General features: G+C 59.1%; 15 protein-coding genes and 1 tRNA gene. 6 read left to right on the top strand and 10 right to left on the bottom strand.

What is annotated here, in order from left to right; all coding sequences use genetic code 11:
* Nucleotides 1-107 precede the first annotated feature (107 nt).
* On the top strand, nt 108-2,774 hold the full coding sequence (locus ACK6D9_RS20745) for an EAL domain-containing protein (RefSeq protein ID WP_412049932.1): 2,667 nt from the start codon (nt 108-110) through the stop codon (nt 2,772-2,774).
* A gap of 316 nt (nt 2,775-3,090) precedes the next feature.
* Here the strand turns inward: ACK6D9_RS20745 and ACK6D9_RS20740 are convergent.
* Both ACK6D9_RS20740 and cpdR read right to left on the bottom strand, forming a co-directional pair.
* Nucleotides 3,091-3,165: transfer RNA gene (locus tag ACK6D9_RS20740), tRNA-Val, on the bottom strand.
* Nucleotides 3,166-3,348: 183 nt separating this feature from the next.
* Nucleotides 3,349-3,714 carry a cell cycle two-component system response regulator CpdR gene (gene cpdR / locus ACK6D9_RS20735; RefSeq protein WP_322989725.1) on the bottom strand — a complete coding sequence of 122 codons (366 nt, stop codon included), beginning with the start codon at nt 3,712-3,714 and terminating at the stop codon, nt 3,349-3,351.
* A gap of 217 nt (nt 3,715-3,931) precedes the next feature.
* Here cpdR and ACK6D9_RS20730 point away from each other — a divergent pair, with 217 nt between their 5' ends.
* Both ACK6D9_RS20730 and hisN read left to right on the top strand, forming a co-directional pair.
* The gene (locus ACK6D9_RS20730; RefSeq protein ID WP_412051868.1) at nt 3,932-4,810 is read left to right on the top strand and encodes an N-formylglutamate amidohydrolase; all 879 of its coding nucleotides are present in this window, start codon (nt 3,932-3,934) and stop codon (nt 4,808-4,810) included.
* 355 nt (nt 4,811-5,165) lie between these two features.
* Nucleotides 5,166-5,939: a histidinol-phosphatase gene (gene hisN, locus ACK6D9_RS20725; protein WP_322989724.1), complete on the top strand. Its 774-nt coding sequence runs from the start codon at nt 5,166-5,168 to the stop codon at nt 5,937-5,939.
* Here hisN and ACK6D9_RS20720 read toward each other — a convergent pair.
* Nucleotides 5,929-6,909: an alpha/beta fold hydrolase gene (locus tag ACK6D9_RS20720; protein WP_412049931.1), complete on the bottom strand. Its 981-nt coding sequence runs from the start codon at nt 6,907-6,909 to the stop codon at nt 5,929-5,931. The two genes, hisN and ACK6D9_RS20720, sit on opposite strands and share 11 nt — an antisense overlap.
* Nucleotides 6,910-7,284: 375 nt before the next feature.
* Here ACK6D9_RS20720 and ACK6D9_RS20715 point away from each other — a divergent pair, with 375 nt between their 5' ends.
* A complete protein-coding gene (locus tag ACK6D9_RS20715) occupies nt 7,285-7,752 on the top strand; it encodes an Hsp20 family protein (RefSeq protein WP_322989722.1) in 468 nt (155 codons plus the stop codon).
* Nucleotides 7,753-7,917: 165 nt separating this feature from the next.
* Here ACK6D9_RS20715 and ACK6D9_RS20710 read toward each other — a convergent pair whose 3' ends face one another.
* The 5 genes from ACK6D9_RS20710 to ACK6D9_RS20690 form a co-directional block, all read right to left on the bottom strand.
* On the bottom strand, nt 7,918-8,508 hold the full coding sequence (locus ACK6D9_RS20710) for a hypothetical protein (RefSeq protein WP_412049930.1): 591 nt from the start codon (nt 8,506-8,508) through the stop codon (nt 7,918-7,920).
* A gap of 5 nt (nt 8,509-8,513) precedes the next feature.
* Complete coding sequence (locus tag ACK6D9_RS20705; protein ID WP_412049929.1) at nt 8,514-9,308, bottom strand: DUF2063 domain-containing protein; 795 nt, start codon at nt 9,306-9,308, stop codon at nt 8,514-8,516.
* A complete protein-coding gene (locus ACK6D9_RS20700) occupies nt 9,295-10,215 on the bottom strand; it encodes a DUF692 domain-containing protein (RefSeq protein WP_412049928.1) in 921 nt (306 codons plus the stop codon). Before ACK6D9_RS20700 ends, ACK6D9_RS20705 begins: the two co-directional genes overlap by 14 nt.
* A 28-nt stretch (nt 10,216-10,243) precedes the next feature.
* Complete coding sequence (locus ACK6D9_RS20695) at nt 10,244-10,549, bottom strand: DUF2282 domain-containing protein (RefSeq protein ID WP_412049927.1); 306 nt, start codon at nt 10,547-10,549, stop codon at nt 10,244-10,246.
* Nucleotides 10,550-10,708: 159 nt separating this feature from the next.
* Nucleotides 10,709-11,758: a threonine aldolase family protein gene (locus ACK6D9_RS20690; protein WP_412049926.1), complete on the bottom strand. Its 1,050-nt coding sequence runs from the start codon at nt 11,756-11,758 to the stop codon at nt 10,709-10,711.
* A gap of 702 nt (nt 11,759-12,460) precedes the next feature.
* On the opposite strand from ACK6D9_RS20690, the gene gltB reads away from it, so the two are divergent.
* Nucleotides 12,461-17,182 carry a glutamate synthase large subunit gene (gene gltB / locus ACK6D9_RS20685; RefSeq protein ID WP_412049925.1) on the top strand — a complete coding sequence of 1,574 codons (4,722 nt, stop codon included), beginning with the start codon at nt 12,461-12,463 and terminating at the stop codon, nt 17,180-17,182.
* A 179-nt stretch (nt 17,183-17,361) separates the two neighbouring features.
* Nucleotides 17,362-18,816, top strand: coding sequence for a glutamate synthase subunit beta (locus ACK6D9_RS20680; protein WP_322990318.1), 1,455 nt, complete (start codon nt 17,362-17,364; stop codon nt 18,814-18,816).
* Between the two features lie 41 nt (nt 18,817-18,857).
* On the opposite strand, the gene ACK6D9_RS20675 is transcribed toward ACK6D9_RS20680, so the two are convergent.
* Nucleotides 18,858-20,030 (bottom strand): DUF459 domain-containing protein, encoded by a 1,173-nt coding sequence (locus ACK6D9_RS20675; RefSeq protein ID WP_412049924.1) that lies wholly within the window; start codon nt 20,028-20,030, stop codon nt 18,858-18,860.
* A 91-nt stretch (nt 20,031-20,121) separates the two neighbouring features.
* A complete protein-coding gene (locus ACK6D9_RS20670; protein WP_412049923.1) occupies nt 20,122-21,303 on the bottom strand; it encodes a lytic murein transglycosylase in 1,182 nt (393 codons plus the stop codon).
* Nucleotides 21,304-21,382 lie beyond the last annotated feature (79 nt).

Genomic DNA, 21,382 nt, shown 5'->3' with positions numbered 1-21,382 from the left:
ACTTAGATAATTGTTACAGGTTTTCAGCCTAAGTTTCCCGGAGTAACTCGGTTCTCAACCGCTGGACACAGTGGTTTTGAGGAGTCCACGTTCTGGCGGGAGTACCCATGATCGTAATTCCCAAGCTGCGCCTGAATAGCGGGCAGAAGTATTGGCGTCCGAGTTATCTCGCGGCGGGTATTGCGCTTGTCGTTACGCTTGCTACCGGCATTTTTGCTGAAACCCAGAATAACGCCATGCACCACCAGCGCGCCCGTGCCGAAGTCAGCGAACAGCTCGGAATCATACGCGCCAAGCTCGAAGGCAACATCAACAGCAATATCCAGCTGGTCCGCGGGCTGGTCGCCGTGATTGCCACCGAACCCGATATCGACCAACGGCATTTTGCGAAGATTGCCGGCAATCTGATGGGTACGCACTCGCAATTGCGCAGCATTGCCGCTGCGCCGGATCTGGTTCTCAGTCTGATATATCCTTTAAAGGGCAACGAGAAAGCGGTCGGGCTCGATTACCGGACCAATGATGCACAACGCGATGCAGCGCTCAGGGCCGTGGATTCCCGCGAAATGGTGCTGGCCGGCCCGGTCGATCTGTTGCAAGGCGGCAAGGGGTTCATTGGCCGGTTCCCGGTGTTCTACGAGACCCAGCCCGGGAAGGGAAGATTGTGGGGGCTGGTCTCCGCGGTTGTCGATGTGGACCGATTATATGCGGACAGCGGGCTCAACAATCCTGACCTTCCTCTCAGCATCACGATTCGCGGTGCGGATGCGACCGGCAGCGATGGCGAGGTGTTCTTCGGAAACGCCGGATCCCTCGACCGTGACCCAGTGCTGGCCGAGGTGTCATTGCCGAGTGGAAGCTGGCAATTGGCCGCGACCCCACGGGTTGGTTGGTCGGATACGCCGGCGAATGCGTGGCAAATCAGATATCTGATCCTGCTTGGCGGCATGCTTGTCATTCTGCCGATCGCGATTGCCGGTTATCTGTATGATCAGCGGCGGATACATATCCGCGAACTCAACCGGCGCGGCGGCGAAATGCAGAGACTGCAGCAGCGGCTGGAACTGGCGCTGAACACGTCGAGAATCGGTGTCTGGGAACTCAATGTCGATACCTGGGAATTGTCCTGGGATGAGCGCATGCGGGAACTCTACGATATTGCAGAGGATGTCGAGATCCTGAATCTGGATCACTGGAAGGCGGCACTTCATCCCGATGACGGTGCCAAAGCCGAGGCCGTCATCAAACAAGCTGTGGCAACTGGGAAAACCTACAATTCCGAGTTTCGGGTTCTCACCCGCAAAGGCCAAATCCGCTGGATCCGGGCCATTGGTGCGGTTCATGAAGATGAGGGCGGCCACCGCTACATCCTCGGCGTCAACTGGGATGTTTCAACGGACGTACAGTTGAAGACCCATCTGCTGGCGGCGATGCAGAACGCCGAAATTCGCAACAGTGAGCTCGAGGATGCGCGGGCCCAGATGGAACGGAATTCGCTGCATGACAGCCTGACCGGGTTGCCCAACAGGCGATATCTGGACGCGCAGCTTCTCGCGCAGGGACAGGGTGCGCGCGTCAAAGCGCTGATGCATATTGATCTGGACCGTTTCAAGCAGATCAACGACACGCTCGGTCATGCAGCCGGTGACGCGATGCTGATCCATGCCGCCTCGATCCTCAAATCCAATACACGCCAGGGTGATTTCATTGCCCGCATCGGCGGCGATGAATTCGTCATAGCCACCACCACGGATACGGGGGCCGCGCAATTGGAGGCGCTTGCGGGCCGGATCATCGAGCAAATGCGTCAACCGGTGCCCTATGAAGGCCACGAATGCCGTTTCGGCGTGAGCATCGGTATCGCAATTGCAAACCCGACGGAGCCTGATTGCACCCAGCGGCTGCTGGTTGATGCAGACATTGCACTGTACCGCGCCAAAAGCAGTGGCCGGAACCGGTTCGAGTTCTTCAACGACACGCTGAGAGCCGAAGTCGTGCGCAACAAGCGGATTGCCGATGACATTCTGAACGGTCTCGAACGAAAGGAGTTCCTGCCGTACTTCCAGCCGCAATTCGACGCGGTCACGCTCGATGTTGTCGGAGTCGAGGCGCTGGCACGCTGGAAACACCCCAGCGAAGGAACCCTGGCACCCGATGCCTTCCTCAAGACTGCTGATGAACTCAATGTCGTGCCGCTGATTGACCGGTCGATCCTTGAACAGACCCTTTGGCAATCGACACGCTGGAAGGCGGCGGGTATTTCGATCCCGAAAATGTCGGTCAATGTATCGGCAGGCAGGCTTTATGAGTCCGATCTGCTCGACAGCCTCGACGGGATGGAAATCGAAGCAGGCACACTCTCGTTCGAGCTTCTCGAATCGATTTTTCTCGATGAGAAAAACGACACCATTGTCGCCAATATCGAGAAGCTCAAGAAGCGGGGCATTCAGATCGAGATCGATGATTTTGGCACCGGCTATGCCTCGATCATCAGCCTTCTGCATGTTCGACCGACCCGACTGAAGATCGATCGACGATTGATCTTGCCGATCGTGGAATCCGAAAGCCAGCGAAGGCTGGTTGCTTCGATCATCGATATCGGCCGGTCGCTGAACATCAAGATCGTCGCCGAAGGTGTCGAGACAATGGAACATGCAGTCATCCTGCGTGACCTCGGCTGCGATACGCTGCAAGGCTATGCGCTGGCGCGCCCGATGTCCTCGGAACAATTGATGGAATTTGTCCGCAAAGAATCCTGGCGACAAGTGGCGTAAGCGGGTCAGCCCGATGCTCTGAGGCTTTTTCGCTCATCGCCGGCACCGCCGATGATGGCGGGCAGCTCCCGGCTGGTACTGAATACAGGGTTGGTCTGGATACCCAGCGTAGCATAACCTTCGAGCGTGGCATTTACGGTCAGATGTCGGGGGGCGAACAATTTTGGGGCTCGGCCCAAATCTAGGCATGCATGCTGGACTGGTATCGAAAGTTTGCGTCTGGTCGTCGGACCAATGCCGTGTGAAAGGCATTACTTCCAGTGTTGCGCGCCTGACGCGAGGCCACTATTTTAATGGCTGCAAGACTGTGAAAGGATGGTGGGCGTAACAGGGATTGAACCTGTGACCCCTACAATGTCAATGTAGTGCTCTCCCGCTGAGCTATACGCCCATCCGATGTCGGGCATACACCACACAATGCCCTGTGACGTCAATATCAAAAGAGTGTGATTTCTGTGTGCGGCGGGGTTGCGTTGCGCGAACATGCAGGCAATGGCGCGGGAGCCCGCCAAAAGCCATGAATAATAGCCTTGGCGCGGCATTCACCGGTAAAAACCGTTGACAATTTTTCGGTTCAGGCAGCCTGGATCATCTTGTTGACCTCATCGACGAGGTCGCGCAGATGGAACGGCTTGGAAAGCACCTTGGCGTCACGCGGTGCTTTCGAATCAGGGTTGAGCGCAACAGCGGCAAATCCGGTGATGAACATGACCTTGAGATCGGGGTCGAGCTCGGTGGCTCGGCGCGCCAGTTCGATTCCGTCCATCTCCGGCATGACGATATCGGTCAGCAGCAGCGTGAAGGGTTCTTCGCGGAGGCGATCATAGGCGCTCGCGCCATTGTCAAAGGACCGGACATCGTAGCCGGCTTTTTCCAGCGCCTTGACCAGAAACCGGCGCATATCATTGTCGTCTTCCGCAAGGAGAATTTTCGGCGTCATCTTGTTTCCAACCCTGTCATCATGCTCGTGGAGCTTTGCCTGCTCCATCTATCAGCCATTCCAGTAAACATCCGGTGAATGATGGCATTTTTACGGTGCTGTTTGTCCTGCACTGGACAGGTAGGAGGGCAACTGGCAAGGTGATTCAAGCGGTTATACGAATAAAGGGACGGATATGCGCGAAGCCGACGGGCCCGGTGACAAAATCGACGCAACTATGGCTTCGCAGGCGGTCGCTCCCTTTGAAATCCGGCGCCCGATGCGGCAAACCGAAGCCTTCGTTTACAATTCTCCGCATTCGGGACGGGTTTATCCGGATGCGTTCTTGAGTATGTCTCGGCTTGACCGCAACGCAATTCGCCGCTCGGAAGATTATTACGTCGACGAATTGTTCGCCAGCGCGGTGCAATTGGGCGCGCCGTTACTGGCCGCCCAGTTCCCGCGCGCCTGGCTCGATGTCAATCGAGAGCCCTACGAACTTGATCCCCGCATGTTTGACGGGCCGCTGCCATCATTTGCCAATATCGGGTCGATGCGGGTGGCCGGCGGTCTCGGCACGATCCCGCGGCTGGTGGCCGAAAACATGGATATCTACCGGGGTCGTCTCAGTGTCGATGAGGGACTTTCGCGCATTGAACAGGTTTACAGGCCTTATCACGCCAACCTGCGCAAGTTGATTGCCCAGACCCATGTCCAGTTCGGCAAGGCAATCCTGATTGATTGCCATTCGATGCCAGCCAATGTGCGGGTGGCCGGCGGCATCGCCAGACCCGATATCATTATCGGCGATCGCTATGGGGCCAGTGCGGCCCATGATTTGTCCTTCGCAGCGGTATCGGTGCTTTCGGAGCTAGGCTACCACGTGGTGCGCAACAAGCCCTATGCGGGCGGTTTCATCACCGAGCATTACGGCCGCCCCGGACGCGGGTTGCACGCGCTGCAGATCGAAATCAATCGCGGGCTTTACGTGGACGAGGTGACGCTTGAAAAAACCGCGGGTTTTGAACTCCTGAAGGCAGACCTGTGGGAGTTTTCGGCCCGGATGATGGCGCATGTGCGCGATGAACTGGCCAATGAGCGGTTGGCGGCAGAATAGTACTGCGGCGTACTGGGCGGCTGCATGAGTTCATTCAGGCGGTCTCAGCGCGCCGACAACATGGCTTTAGAACACCGAATTGGCAAAAAATGATCAAAAAAAACCGCGCTAGGAGCGCGGTCAAGTCTAGGGAGGAAACGCCCAAGAAGGGCATTCACAGTCAAAGACTGTAGCCGGAAGATATTGTTGCAGCGCACAAATGTCAATATTCCTGCCCTTAGTCTTTGGGCCTATCCGACCCAATGCGAGAGGCTTTACCTGCCGGCTTGCATTTTTCCGACAGTCGGGCGAGGACGGTGACCCAGTCCGATTGCGCCCCCGAACAACGATACCCGCAGATCCAACGGAGTTCTTCATGCTTCCCGACTTCGCATTTTTTGACGCCATCGCCGAAGCGGCCGCAGCCGAAACACTGCCACGGTTTCGCATGCAGACCGCTGTTGATAACAAGCAGGCGGCAGGTTTCGATCCGGTTACCGAAGCGGACCGCGAGGCCGAGCGGGCGATCCGCCGGGTCATCACCGCGGAGTATCCGGACCACGGTATTCTCGGTGAGGAACATGACGATGTCGGGCTGGACCGGGATTATCTCTGGGTGATTGATCCGATCGACGGGACCCGCGCTTTCATTTCCGGCCTGCCGGTCTGGGGCACATTGGTCGGGCTTTATCACAAGGGCCGGGCAGTGATGGGGATGATGGACCAGCCGTTTACCGGTGAACGCTTCATCGCCGAACCGGGAAATGCCGTTATCCGGCGTAATGGCGAGATTGCGCCGATGCGCACCCGCTCCGGGGTTGGGCTGGAGCAGGCGATCATGATGACGACATCGCCATTCATCTTTCCCGAAGCGCTCAACGCCTCTTACCAGCGGCTCGAAAGCACTGTGCAACTCGCCCGCTACGGCTGCGATTGCTATGCCTATGCCATGGTGGCGTCGGGGAACATCGACCTGGTGGTAGAATGTGATCTCAAGCCTTATGACGTCGGCGGCCTGATCCCGCTGGTTGAGCAGGCCGGTGGCGTGATGACGACCTGGAGCGGAGACCGCCCTGAGCAGGGTGGCAATATTGTTGCCGCCGGGTCGGCGGCGCTGCACGAGGCGGCGCTGGAAATGCTCAACCGGTGAGAGTGACCGCCGCAGTTTCTGCGTCCTGGTCTGGCGGAATGAAGGCATCAATCGCCGCCAATGCCGACATCCGGTAGCGGTCGGCTTCCTGCATCAATTCGTGACGCGCGCCGTCAATGATGATCGCCCTTCCGGCGCGAAACCGGTTGCCGAGGTTCTCGATTGCCTGTGGCGCGACGATCCGGTCGTTGCCGCCGCCGATCAGCAATGTCGGAACTTTGATCTGGTCGAGATGTTCGAACCGGGTAACACGGTTCATCGCCACCAGCATTTCGTTGACCCAGCGGGCGCTCGGCGGGCCGAGCCGCAATTCCGGATGCGCCAGGTACAGATCAATGTTGCGGTTATAGCGGGCCGGGTCAGAGGTGACGGCGTTGCCTTCGAAGGGGGATGGGAAACGGTCCCTGCCGGTGCCAACCCAACCAAGGCCCATCAGTCTGGTCAGCCTTGTGAGGAGGCGGATGGTCCATTTGGACAACGGTTGATTGGACAATTCCACAAATGGCCCCAGCAAAACCATCCGTTCGATCCGGTTGGCAAGCAAAGGTGCTGCCGCCAGAGCAACCAGTGCGCCCATCGAGTGGGCAACCATACAGAAGGGCAGGCGGGTTTCCGGCAACACGATGGTTTCAAGGAAAATCGCCAGATCCGTCTCCAGGTCTGCGAAACGGCGCAAATGCCCGCGCCGCGGATTTTTCAAAAGCCGGTCGGAGAGACCTTGCCCGCGCCAGTCAAATGTCGCGACCCAAAGTCCGCGTGCGGTGAAATGGCGAATGGTCTCGTAATATTTCTCGATGCATTCATTGCGGCCTTGGAGCAGCACCACGGTGCCGCGCGCCACCGGAATGTCGGACTTGAAGATCGCGTAGCGCAGACGCTTGCCGCCGCAGCCGTCAAACCAGCCCACGACATGGTTGCCGGGAATCGGATTCTGGTCGGTTTCGATCAGCTGGGCAATATCATCGCTCATGGTACATCCGGATTAGGGCTTCACCGGGCCAAGGTCAAAAGGAAAAAGGCCGGAACCGCGTTTGACGCGGGCCCGGCCAGGTGACCGGAACAGAAGGGACGGGATATCCCGGTCGGTCCAGGCGGTGTTGCCTGATGCGGCCGATCTTCGCCGATGCGACCTGAACCGGCGCCGAATGGGTCATTCATCGCCTGTTCACCGGTTCGAGGCCGTGATTTCGGTACCGGATATTGGTGATCTTGAACCGGCGCCCGGCAGTTCCCACATTGGTAGTGCAGGCGCCACCAATCGGGCCTGCTGGCCGGGATGCCGCCCTATGTGGGGCAGACCAATGACCAAAACGCAAACCTGTAGTTGCTCTTAAGGAGGACCCATATGCGTCACGTAGATTTTGCACCGCTGTATCGTTCGACCGTCGGCTTTGACCGGCTTCTGACCATGCTCGACAGTCTGGCTCAGCCGGATCAAGCGCAATCCTATCCGCCCTACAACATCGAACGCACCGGCGACACCACTTACCGGATCACCATGGCGGTGGCCGGTTTTGATGAAGCCGAGATTTCGATCGAGGCTCGCGAGCACGCGCTCACCGTCAAGGGTGAGAAGGCCGAGGAGAAGGATGCTGAAGGCGTCGAGTTCCTGTATCGCGGCATCGCCAAGCGCGCGTTCGAACGCCGCTTTCAGCTTGCCGAGCATGTTGAAGTAACCGGCGCCTCACTGCGCAACGGCTTGCTCCACATCGATCTGACCAGGGAAATTCCGGAGGCCATGAAGCCGCGCCGGATCCCGCTGAGCAGCGATGCCGGCGAAAACCCGAAGCAGATCGAAGCCAAAACGGCCTGATCCAATTCCCCAAGCGGAACAGGTCGTGTGACGCTCAGGAGACTGGGCGTCACTTCAGATAGTCAAGCACCGCTCGAGGGGTTACCCTCGGGCGGTGTTGCGTTGCGGCAATGAGCAAAACAGCTTGTGGGAACTTCGGCGAAACCCGATCGCTTTGAGGTGCACTTATGCGGAAGCGTAGCGGCGGGATTGTGGGCGAGCTCTGGCGAGTATGGCGTCGACGGAGAGCAGTCCCGGTCCCTTCAGGACAATTACCAGCAACGGCACCAGCCAAAGCAGGCGCTGATCGGCGATCAACCCGTCGGGGAACCGGTCAAACAGGGTGCCAATGGTTTCGGCGCCCACCTTGTGCACGGTAACGTCGACAAACGATTGTACGGTAATGAAAACCATCATGCCGAGCGCTGCCACGCGTGAAAACAGGCCGATGATGATCAACAATGGCAGGATGAATTCGGCATAGGTGCCGAGCAGCACGATCAGTCCCCAGGGAAAAAACGATACCGCATCGACATTGCCGCCTGCGGCTTCGACGGCCGGCAGGGCGATCTGATAATAGGCGCCCGGCTGGATGGAGAAGAAGCCCAGAAACCCGTCTCCGACCTTGGTGCCCGCCGAATTGAGGAAATAGCCCCACAGTACAGATGCGAAGGTGAAACGGGCGACCAGCCCCAGAAGCCAGCCTTCGCTGAGTTTTTCGATGAAGCCGAAAACCTGATTGTGCAGATAGGTGAGAAAATCAATTGCGGAACGCATGGCCGTTACTCCGGTGAAGTCGCATCGGTCGAGCAAGCGGCAAACACGCCGGCATCGAGCATGGCTGAAATGGCGGAAGGCAGATCGAAGTCGGGGTTTTGTTCGAGGGTTTGTGCCGCCGCCGCGCCAAGCGTTGCGCCTCCAATCAGATGGTTGAAGAAGCCGGCCGCGCCGGGCGGTAATGTGCGGATTTGAACATCGTAATGCGGGCGGGTGATCAACCCGTCTTGGGAATCGAGCGGGCGAATGCCGTCGAGCGGGCGTTTCTCGCGGTTGGCAGAAAATATCGAAACCGCAGCAAACCGGCTACTGACAACCCGAGTCGCCGGGTGAGAGGTGAAACTGACGTCACCGAGCCTTTCGGGTGGAATGGTTCCGAGGGTCGCAGGCGACAGGGGCTCGGCATCGGCGGCATGAAAGGCATCGAGCCATGCCCGCTCCAGACGCGCCACATCCGGCAGATAGGCCAACTTGGCAACCGGTTCGAACCGTTCGAGGAAGGCTGCAAATCCGCCGCCATATTCGAAGATCAACGCAGAGCGCGGTGGCTCCTGGGTTAGATAGATCCGCGCCATGTCACGGAAAAACTCTTCGCCCACCAGCCGCTGAACCGCGGGGAATATATCGGCGAGAGCGTTGATCAGGCTCACTGTCACATTGTTGCGGTAGACCGCAAAGCGCCTCTTTGCGCCCTTGCCGTGCGGCCCGATCACGCCATCGGGCACCGGCAGATCAGGATCCAGCAAGGCGGCGCCGAATGCTGTTTGTAACGCAGCAGGGGCTTGATCATCCGGTTGCATGGCGGGATCCGAGCAGGGCAGAGGGGCCGAGACGTTTCAGTACTGCGTCGGCCAACATCGCTTCGCGGCGCAGCACCGGCCATTCGGGAACATCATTGTCCCATTCGACCAGCGTCGGCATCGCGCCAGCCTGGCAAATGACTATTTCGTAGAGTTTCCAGACTGCCTCGGCGACGGGGCGATCATGCGCATCGATCAAAAGCTTCTCGCCTTCGTCGTCGACATCCTCGGCGTGGCCAGCGAGATGGATTTCCTGAACCATCTCAAGCGGAAAACTGCGCAGATACTGGATCGGTTTCCAGCCGTGATTGGTGGCGGAAACAAAGACATTGTTGATATCGAGCAGCAAGCCACACCCAGACTTTTGGGCGATTTCACGGATGAAATCAGTCTCGCTCATAGTGGATTGTTCGAAGGCGACATAGGTGGAGGGGTTTTCCAGCAGGATCTGGCGTTTGAGCCGGTCCTGGATCTGTCCGATGTGGGCGACGACACGATCAAGTGTGTCGGCATTATAGGGAACGGGCAGCAGGTCATTGAAGTAACCGGCGTCATGGCTCGACCAGGCCAGGTGTTCGGAGACCATGCCGGGTTCATAGCGCTCGACCACTTTTGCCAGCCGTTCGAGATGAGCCGGATCAATACCGCCTTCCGAGCCGATCGAAAGCCCGACGCCGTGAACGGAGAGCGGAAACTCGGTGCGAATGGCCGAGAGCGCGCGATGCGCGGCGCCGCCGTCGCCCATGTAGTTTTCGGCATGGACTTCGAGAAAGCCGATGCGGTAATCGTCCGCCAGGATGGCGTCGATGTGGTCAGCCTTCAACCCCGCGCCCGCACGCGGCGGAAGCGGGGCATCCGGGAAACGGGGAGTCCCGACGATCGGTGTAGTAGGGGCGGACCACGCCATGTCAGGACTCCCGTTCAAATATTGCCGATCAGGCCGGAATGTCGCGGTCGAGTGGCTCCAGCGAACCCATGCGATCGCCGTCAAGGCTCATTGTCGCGCAGGTGCCTGCATCGACATACTTCCATGAATTGCCCTGAAAATCGACCTTTGAGGTTCCGGCGCAGGTGGTGCCGGGGCCTGCAGCGCAATCATTCTTGCCAGCCAGGGCGACGCCATAGCATTTTTCGGTGGCGGCCGCGGCGTTGTCGGTGGAAGCTACAAAGCTTGCTCCGGAAATGGCCATCGCCACGGCGCCGGCGAGAGCTGAAGCTCCAATAATAGATTTCTGCGACATGCTGTTCTCCTTTAGGGTCTCTGAACCGATATCCGGGTGGTTTTTGTCCCGGCAGGAGAACCATGACAAATTGGCGTATCACTTGGAAATCAAGCGCGCGTTATCCGCCATCACTTGCCCGTGAGGCTTTTGTGAACAGACCGTCAAAGATATGCGTGTTCAGCCGAGAAGTTCAACGAAACGGTCGACATGTTCCTCGGTGGTGGCGAAGCTGGTCACCAACCTGAGAAGCATTTCGTCCTCGCCAACCAGATCGGGGTGCGAGCGAGGCGCGGACCATTCGTAAAACATCGCGCCCTTGGCGGTCAGCTCTCTTGCGAGCGCCTTGGGTATGATCGGGAAGGTCTCGTTGGCCGCGCTGGGCCAGCCGAGCCGGGCATTGGCCGATGCGTTGATGCCGCGTTGCAGGCGTGCTGCCATCGCGTTGGCGTGGCGGGCCAGGTCGAGCCACAGATCGTCTTCGAAGTAAGCGTCAAACTGGGCAGCGATGAAGCGGCTCTTGGAGTAAAGTTGTGCCGCACGCTTTTGAAGAAACGGTGCCTGACCTGCCATTGATGGATCGAGAAAAACCAGCGCCTCGGCGCACCAGCAACCGTTCTTGGTGCCACCGAACGACAGGATATCAACGCCGAGCTCAAGCGTCATCTGAGCCGGCGTGAGATCAAGTGCGACGAGCGCATTGGCAAACCGTGCGCCATCCATGTGCAACGGCATGCCGTGCGCCTTGGCAATCTTCGAGATCGCGCGGATTTCATCGGGCTGGTAGACGGTTCCGGCCTCGGTCGCCTGGGTCAAGGTGATGGCCGTCGGCTGACCAGCATGGACAAAGCCTTGCGGAAAGCGGGCGATCTCGGCCTCAAGCTTGACCGGATCGATCTTGCCTTCGATTCCATCCACCGGCACCAGGCGGGAGCCCTGGCTGAAAAACTCCGGCGCACCGCATTCATCGGCGATCACATGGGCGTCGCGATGGCAAAAGTTGACGCCGCCGGGACGGCTGACAGCCGACAGCGCCAGTGAATTGGCTGCGGTTCCGGTGCCAACGAAAAAAACCGACACCTCGCGGCCGAATATGCGGTTGAAAGTTTTCGCAACTTTTTGGTCGAGATCGCTGCTGCCATAGGCCGGGGTGAAGCCCGCTGAATGGGCTGTGAGCGATGCGGCGATTGCCGGGTGGGCGCCGGCCCAATTGTCCGAGGTGAAGATCATGAAAAGAGTGTCTCCGGAACTTGAATTGGTTCGGCTATGGCACGATTTGGCCGAAAACTCAAAACGCAGTTCGATGTCTCTCAGAGATCGATCGCCATCGGCGCGTCGGTCCGATGGCGGCACGCCGGTGGATCTGTGGGCGTGTCTCTGAGTGCGTTCAGTGCAGCTGTATTCTACCTTGTCCCAGAGCGACTGGTAGCGTTCGGACCCGGGCTCTGACCTGCGCAATGGATAGAGTCAGGGGAGCGGTTACCCGTGCTCGAACATCAAAAGGCCGTAAAAGCGCATACCCGCGCATGAATATTGCTCAAAATGATGCAAACCCGTCACTTACGGTCGTTATACTACTTTTTTTTGGGTTTGGTATCTTGCGCGGATAGGTTCATTCTGTCATAGAACGTACGAAATAGGACAGTCTTACTGTCCTATTTGTGTCTGCTCTGGCCATTTGGCTGAGACCAAGGCAGACACAAGGGGATCAGGGCGCGGAGTGCGCTTCTAACGATGCTGCGGCTGTAAATAACCGCGCCGCCCCCTTCTTGATACATATGCACACCGCGATCCGACGTTTTCGGACATGCTCAGGAACGGTGCGCAAGGCCAGACGATAGATGAATCGAAAACGCAAGCGTCAGCCGTGGTGGCGGCGAGATGAGATGCGCTGGAAACGACTGCGGCTGCGGTCACGAAGGAGGAATGAAGATGGCTGACCAATCACCATCAAGGATGGACGTCAATGCTTGCGGGGCCAGCGCTCCGGCCAAGCCCGCGACCACTCGCCCCTTTGGATTGCCAGCCAAACAGGGTCTTTACGATCCGCGCAACGAGCACGATGCCTGCGGCGTCGGTTTTGTCGCCCATATGAAGGGCGTAAAATCGCATCAGATCGTCCGTGACGGCCTGTTCATGCTCGACAACCTGACCCACCGCGGCGCGGTTGGCGCCGATCCGCTGATGGGCGATGGCGCCGGGATTCTGGTGCAGATTCCCGATCGGTTTTTCCGCGAGGAAATGGCTGCCCAGGGCGTCGATCTTCCCGAAGTCGGCGATTATGCGGTCGGTTTTCTTTTCATGCCGCAAGATGAAGCGCTGCGCGCCCATCTCAAGGGGATCATCGCCGAAGTCGTCGAGCAGGAAGGTCAGAAGCTGCTCGGCTTCCGTGATGTGCCAGTCGACAATTCATCACTTTCCAAAGCACCGGAAATCGCCGCGACAGAACCGCATCACGTCCAGGTCTTCATCGGTCGTGGCGAAGGGGTTGCTGACCATGAAGAGTTCAAGCGGCGGCTTTTCGTCCTGAGAAAGGTCATCTCGAACCGGGTTTATGGCGAGACCGACGGACGCGACAACGGCTTTTATTTCGTTTCTCTGTCGACGCAGACGGTCGTCTACAAGGGCATGTTCCTGGCCTACCAGGTCGACGCCTATTACAAGGACCTGAAGGATCCGCGTTTTGAATCTGCCGTGGCGCTGGTTCACCAGCGGTTTTCGACCAACACCTTCCCGTCATGGAAGCTGGCGCATCCCTACCGGATGGTGGCGCATAATGGCGAGATCAACACCCTGCGCGGCAACGTCAACTGGATGGCGGCGCGGCAGGCTTCTGTCTCCTCACCGCTGTTTGGCGACGACATCTCGAAACTCTGGCCAATCTCCTATGAAGGTCAGTCGGATACCGCCTGCTTCGACAATGCGCTCGAATTCCTGATCCGTGGCGGCTATTCGATGGCCCACGCGGTGATGATGCTGATCCCTGAAGCCTGGGCCGGCAACACGCAGATGAGTGCCGAGCGCAAGGCCTATTACGAGTATCACGCCGCATTGATGGAGCCGTGGGACGGCCCCGCCGCTGTCGCGTTTACCGACGGCCGCCAGATTGGCGCCACGCTCGACCGCAATGGCCTGCGCCCGGCGCGCTACATCGTGACCAATGACGACCGGGTGATCATGGCGTCGGAAGCCGGCGTGTTGCCGGTTGATGAAAGCACCATTGTCTCCAAATGGCGGTTGCAGCCTGGCAAGATGCTGCTGATCGACATGGAAGAAGGCCGCATCATTTCCGACGAGGAAGTGAAATCGGGACTGGCGGCGAAGCATCCCTACCGGGAATGGCTTGAACGCACCCAGCTTATCCTTGAGGATCTCAAGCCGGTGGAACCGCGTGCGTTGCGCCGCGACGTGTCGTTGCTTGATCGTCAGCAAGCCTTTGGCTATTCGCAGGAAGACACCAAGATCCTGATGGCGCCGATGGCGACCACCGGACAGGAAGCCATCGGGTCGATGGGTACCGATACGCCGATTTCGGCGATGTCGGACAAGTCCAAGCTGCTCTATACCTATTTCAAGCAGAATTTTGCACAGGTCACCAACCCGCCGATCGACCCGATCCGCGAAGAACTGGTGATGAGCCTTGTCTCCTTCATTGGCCCGCGCCCGAATATTCTCGACCACAAGGGAGCGGCGAAGAAGAAGCGGCTCGAAGTGCGGCAGCCGATCCTGACCAATGGGGATCTGGAAAAAATCCGCTCGATTGGTCACACCGAAGACCGGTTCGACACCAAGACGCTGGACTTTACCTATGCGAGCGAGAAGGGCTCGGAGGGCATGAAGGCGGCGCTCGAACGGTTGTGCAACCGGGCAGAAGAAGCGGTTGTTGGCGGCTATAACATCATCATCCTGTCAGATCGTCAGATCGGGCCGGACCGGATCGCCATTCCGGCTCTGCTGGCGACGGCGGCTGTGCATCATCATCTGATCCGCAAGGGTCTGCGCACCTCGGTCGGGCTGGTGGTGGAATCGGGCGAACCGCGCGAGATTCATCATTTCTGCTGCCTGGCCGGCTATGGCGCCGAGGCGATCAACCCGTATCTCGCTTTTGACACGCTGCTCGACATGCATGCGCGTGGCAATTTCCCGCCGGAAGTCGACCCTCACGAAGTGGTGTCGCGCTACATGAAGGCGATCGGCAAGGGTATCCTCAAGGTCATGTCGAAGATGGGGATTTCTACCTATCAGTCCTATTGCGGCGCGCAGATCTTTGATGCGATCGGCCTGTCGAGTGATTTCGTCGATACCTATTTCACCGGCACTGCGACGACGATCGAGGGCGTCGGGCTGGATGAAGTGGCGAGAGAAACCGCCGAACGCCATGCGGGTGCGTTCTCCAACGACCCGGTGCTGGCGACTTCGCTGGATGTGGGCGGCGAGTACATGTTCCGGATGCGCGGCGAAGACCATGCCTGGACACCGGATGCGGTGGCAACGCTGCAGCACGCCGTGCGCGGCAATGCCGAGGATCGTTTCCGCGAATTCTCCGGGATGGTCGACAAATCCACGACCGGAATGAAAGCCATTCGTGGCCTGTTCAAGATCCGCAAGGCCGAAGATGCCGGGCGCAAGCCCGTTCCGCTTGATGAAGTGGAACCTGCGGTCAACATTGTCCGGCGGTTTTCGACCGGGGCGATGTCGTTCGGCTCGATCAGCCGCGAGGCTCACACAACGCTGGCGATCGCCATGAACAAGATTGGCGGCAAGTCCAATACGGGTGAGGGCGGCGAAGAACCGGATCGCTATCTTCCGTTGCTCGACGGCACCCGGAACCCGGAACGTTCAGCCATCAAGCAGGTGGCCTCGGGCCGCTTCGGGGTGACGGCAGAGTACCTGGTCAATGCCGACATGATACAAATCAAGGTGGCCCAGGGCGCCAAGCCCGGCGAAGGCGGACAGCTGCCGGGCCACAAGGTGGATGCCACGATTGCCAAGACCAGGCATTCGACCCCCGGCGTCGGCCTGATCTCGCCGCCGCCGCACCATGATATCTACTCGATCGAAGACCTGGCGCAGCTGATCTTCGATCTCAAGAACGTCAACACTGAAGCCGATATCTCGGTCAAGCTGGTGTCGGAAGTGGGAGTCGGAACCGTGGCCGCCGGGGTTGCCAAGGCGCGCGCCGACCACATCACCATTTCCGGCTATGATGGCGGCACCGGCGCGTCACCACTGACCTCGCTCAAGCATGCCGGCAGCCCGTGGGAAATCGGTCTGGCGGAAACCCACCAGACGCTGGTGCTCAACGGTCTGCGCTCGCGCATCGCGCTGCAGGTTGATGGCGGGCTGAAGACTGGCCGTGACGTCATCGTCGGAGCTTTGCTCGGCGCTGATGAGTTCGGCTTCTCCACCGCGCCGCTGATCGCGGCGGGCTGCGTGATGATGCGCAAGTGCCATCTCAATACCTGCCCGGTGGGCGTGGCGACACAGGATCCGGTGCTGCGCAAGCGCTTCAAGGGTACGCCCGAGCACGTCATCAACTACTTTTTCTTCGTCGCTGAAGAGGTGCGCGAATGGCTCGCTGCAATGGGCTACCGTAATCTCAACGAGATCATCGGTCAGTCCGAACTGCTTGCCAAGGACGACATGATTGCCCACTGGAAGGCCAGGGGGCTGGATTTCAGCCGCATCTTCTACAAGCCTGATGCGCCCAAGACCAAGACCTACTGGACCGAACGACAAGTCCATCCGATCGCCAATGTGCTCGACCGGAAACTGATCGAAATGGCGATGCCGGCACTTGAAAACCGGGAAAAAGTCGAGTTCGACGTCGATATCAAGAATGTCGATCGTTCCACCGGCGCGATGCTGTCGGGTGAGGTGGCCAAGCGTTTTGGCCACAAGGGGCTTCCCGAAGATACGATCAGCGTCAAGCTCAAGGGCACGGCCGGGCAATCGTTCGGCGCGTTCCTGGCCCATGGTGTGACTTTTGATCTGGCCGGCGACGCCAACGATTATGTCGGCAAGGGCCTGTCGGGCGGATGCATCATTGTGCGACCGCCGGAAAACTCGCCAATCGTGGCGGAGAACTCGATCATTGTCGGCAATACGGTGCTCTATGGCGCCATTGAAGGTGAATGCTACTTCCGCGGCGTCGCCGGTGAACGCTTCGCCGTGCGCAATTCGGGCGCTATTGCGGTAGTCGAAGGCGTCGGCGACCACGGCTGCGAATACATGACCGGCGGACTTGTCGTCGTTATCGGCGAGACCGGTCGCAACTTCGCTGCCGGCATGTCCGGTGGGGTTGCCTATGTGCTCGATGAAGCCGGCGATTTCGCTAGCCGCTGCAATATGGCGATGGTCGAGCTCGAGCCAGTGCCCGAGGAAGACGACATACTCGAAGAGCTGCACCATCATGGCGGCGATCTGGCCCACAAGGGCAGGGTCGACGTGTCGGGCGACATGACCCGGCACGACGAGGAACGGTTGTTCCAGCTGATTTCCAACCACATGCATTTCACCGGTTCGACCCGTGCCAAGGATATTCTCGACAATTGGGCCGACTATCGTCCGAAGTTCCGCAAGGTGATGCCGGTCGAGTACCGCCGGGCACTGGAAGACATGGAACGCATGCGCATGGGTGTGGCGGCGGAATGAATCGTGGGGCAGTCATCCACCGGCTGCTTTCGACGACCATTACAACTGCGGTACCGGCGGTCAGCTACGTCGCAAATGACAGGTTCAACATAGAATTCATCGTACTGGGGGCGGTCATTGGCCTGGCCTATTGGTACTGGGGGCCTTCGTGGCCGCCACTCTGATGTGAGGAAGAAAGCATGGGCAAGGTAACGGGTTTTCTCGAAATAGATCGGCAGACGGCGAAGTTTCAACCGGCGTCTGATCGCATTCGCCATTTTCGCGAGTTCACCATTCGGATGAGTGACGAGGAAGTGCAAAAACAGGCTGCGCGCTGCATGGATTGCGGCGTTCCCTATTGCCATGGGCCGATGGGCTGTCCGGTGCACAACCAGATCCCCGACTGGAACGATCTGGTTTACAACAACAACTGGGAAGAGGCGATCCGCAACCTGCATTCGACCAACAACTTCCCGGAGTTTACCGGCCGCATCTGCCCTGCGCCGTGCGAGGAAGCTTGTACGCTCAATCTCGAGGACGCGCCGGTCACCATCAAGACGGTGGAGCAGGCGCTGGCCGACAAGGCCTATGAAATGGGCTTTATCGTGCCGCAGCCGGTGACCAGCAAAACCGGCAAGAAAGTCGCGATCATCGGATCTGGTCCTGCCGGAATGGCGGCGGCGCAGCAGCTCGGTCGCGCCGGTCACGATGTGCATGTCTATGAGCGTGAGAGCAAACCTGGTGGGTTGCTGCGTTTCGGTATCCCCGACTTCAAGATGGAGAAGCACTTCATCGACCGTCGCATCGAGCAGATGGAAGGCGAGGGCGTTACTTTCTTCTGCAACGTCAATGTCGGCGTCGACAAACCCGTTGAGGAACTGCTCGGCGCCTATGATGCGGTACTTTACTGCGGTGGTTCGGAAAGCCCGCGCGATGTCGGCATTCCAGGCGCGGATCTGATGGGCGTGTATGATGCGATGCCTTATCTGGTTCAGCAGAACAAGCGGGTGGCACGCGAGAGCATCGACAGTGCCGGCTGGCCTTGCGAACCGATCCTGGCTGGCGGCAAGCGGGTCGTTGTCATCGGTGGTGGCGACACGGCTTCCGACTGCGTCGGCACTGCATTCCGCCAGGGCGCGGTTCGGGTCACACAACTCGACATCCGGCCGCAGCCACCGGAAAAGGAAGACAAGCTTGCCGTCTGGCCCTACTGGGCGACGAAAATGCGTACCTCCTCCTCACAGGCTGAGGGTGCGGTGCGCGAATTCCAGGTGGGAACGCTTGAGCTGATCGGCGAAAACGGTGTGCTGATCGGCGTTAAATGCTGCGAAGTTGACGAGAAGCGCAAGCCGATCGCCGGCAGCGAGTTCCTGATCAAGGCTGATCTGGTGTTTGTCGCCATCGGTTTTCGCGGCGTGTTCACTACCGGCGTGGTCAGCGAACTTGGCGAGCGACTGGCGCTCGACTCGGACAAGCGCGGCTCGACCAATATTGCCGCCGATGAAAAGGTTTACCGCACCTCTGTGGACAAGCTCTGGGCGGCTGGCGATGTCCGCCGCGGACAAAGCCTGGTGGTGTGGGCGATCCGCGAAGGCCGTCAGGCGGCGCGTGACATCGATCTTAGCCTGATGGGGGCGACCGTTCTGCCGCGATAAGGCGCAGTACGGTCGCACTCCGGAAGTTTTGCAATCAGAGATCAGCGATTGGCGCGTGGCCAGGCGAAATTGTCGGCGCGCCCTTCAGGCGCTTCTGTCAGCTCTCCATCCAGGACCAGTCTGTCGCGTGGTGATTTGACCAGGCTTGCGGCAGCCGGCATCTGGCCGAGCAACGCCGAGCCGCCGTCGAGATCCGGATCAGTCATGGTGACGGGAAGGGTGCGCATGACGGCGGCGGGGACCTCACCGGGTGGTGGTGGCATGAAGATCTCGGGAAGGTTCATGCCGTTCGGCGAAGCGACACCGGTGGCAGCAGCGTCGCCGAGCAGCCGCCGGGCTGGTTTTTCGATATAGAAGGCCACCTTGCGCCTGCCGGCACTGGTGATGTTGATCCCATCGGAGCCGCGCAGCCGCACCTGGCGGCCGTTGATATCGGAACCGGTGAAGATGAATTTGCCCTCCTCATCGACAAACCCGTCCCAGATGTCGATGAACTCGCCGCCGGCCATTTCCACGAGTTTGCGGTAAATTCCGTTCAGCGCGACAATATCAGTCGTCATGTTGGACGATTTGAAGGCGGGCAAGCCGACCCACAACAAGGGTGTTTTGCGGGCTCTGAGCAACTCGATGAATTTCTGCGTCCGACGCTCATATTCAGCCAGCCAGTTGACCGATCGTACGGATTCGCGCTCGCCGTTGACAACAAGCTGCTGGCGATCGTTGGAGCCGATCTGGACAACGATGATGGAAGGTTGAACTTCCTCGATGATCGCCGGCGCCTGCTCGATCCAGTTGTAATAATCGTCACGAACCAGGCCGGATGAGCCGTTGGTCCGGTCAACCACGACGACACCAGGCGCGTCAACGAAGGCTTCGCGCAATCCGTCAGCGGCGCCGTTGGCCAGAAAATCGCCAAGCACCAGAATGTTGCGGGCATTCTCAAGCTTTTCGATCACCGGTTCCGGCGCGGCTGTCGTCGCCGCGACGCTGCTGCGGGTGGCCTTCTTGATCCGGCTGCTGCGTGTCGGCTTTCTCTCTGTCGCCTTGGGCGGCGCGGCCTTCTTGCCGCCGCCGAACAGCAATTGCAGGATGGATTTGCGTTCCACACGCTCCTGCGCCGCAACCGGTATGGCCAACTGGGCGACAAACAGACCCGCCATCACGCTGATCAGGGTGATGGCAAGAAAGCGCAGTGCCGTGCGGTGGACAAACACGAGAGGTGAGCTCCAATTTGGCCCTCAGGCCAGTAAAGACCCGCCGCATATGGTCTGCCGTTTGGCCCTTGTTGGCCGGGCGGCAAGCCGGTCAGTGGCGACGGATCGCTTCCAATACCTTCTGCGACGGAAGCGCCTCACCGGTCAAGCCGGCGCGCGACTGGAACGCGGTGATTGCGGCCCGCGACCCCGATCCGAAATTGCCGTCGATCTCTCCATCGTAATAGCCAAGCGCCTTGAGCCGGGTCTGGAGTTCGAACTTCTCCTTGACGTCAAGCGTTCCCGCCGGTCGCGGCCAACGCTGGTCGACGCCGCCGTAGCCGGCAATTTCATCGGCCAGAACGCCGACGCCGAGCGCGTAGCTGTCGGAATTGTTGTAGCGCTTGATGACAAAGAAATTCTTGGTCATCAGGAATGCCGGGCCATTGGCACCGCCGGGCATCTTGAGCTCTGCGCGTCGGTCGCCAACACTGAAGCCCTTGCCGCCGGGGCGGGTAAAGCCAAGCGCTGCCCATTGCGCCAGGGTCTTGGTCTGTCCGTTGTATTTGGCACCGCCTCTGGGAGCTATGGCTTCATAACCCCAGGTTTCGCCGGAACGCCAGCCGTTCTTCTTGAGCAGATTTGCAGCTGTAGCCAATGCGTCGGGAATCGAATTCCAGATATCGCGATGACCATTGCCGTCAGCATCAACAGCAAAGGCAAGGTAGCTGGTGGGAATGAACTGGGTGTGGCCCATGGCGCCGGCCCAGGAGCCGGTCATCTCACGTGCGCTAATATCGCCCGATTGCAGGATCTTGAGTGCAGCGATCAGTTGCTGGCGGGCAAATTTCGCCCGCTTGCGGTCAGCATAGGCGAGCGTGGCCAAAGCTTGTGGTACGTAATGGAGGCGATCCTGCTTGGCGAGGATCTCGCCGTAATTGGATTCCATCGACCAGATCGCCAACAACACAGTGGCGTCGACGCCGAACTTGCGCTCGATCGCTGACAGTGTGCGGGCGTGACGCGCACCCATCTCGCGGCCTTTGGCGATGGTGTAGGGGTTGACCCGCGAATCGAGATAATCCCAGACCTTGGTGGTAAATTCGGGCTGGTACCGGGCTTTTTCAAGAACATCCGGGTCTGGCGCGGTGACGCCGCGAAACGCTTCGTTGTAGGTCGAACGGGATATGCCCGACTTTGCGGCGGTGCCGTAGAAATTGGCGACCCACTTTTGAAATCCGGCATCGGCCTGTGCCGCTGCCGGAGCGGCGAAGCTGGCTGCAAGGCTGAGCATGACGGTGCATGCAATTTTTCTGGGTGATCGGAGCATGTTCCAAACATCCTGTCGGTTGGGGCTGTAATGAGTATCTGAC

The sequence above is a fragment of the Hoeflea sp. Naph1 genome (assembly GCF_046837775.1).
Classification (GTDB): Bacteria; Pseudomonadota; Alphaproteobacteria; order Rhizobiales; family Rhizobiaceae; genus Hoeflea.
This window is presented reverse-complemented; position numbering and strand designations above follow the sequence as displayed.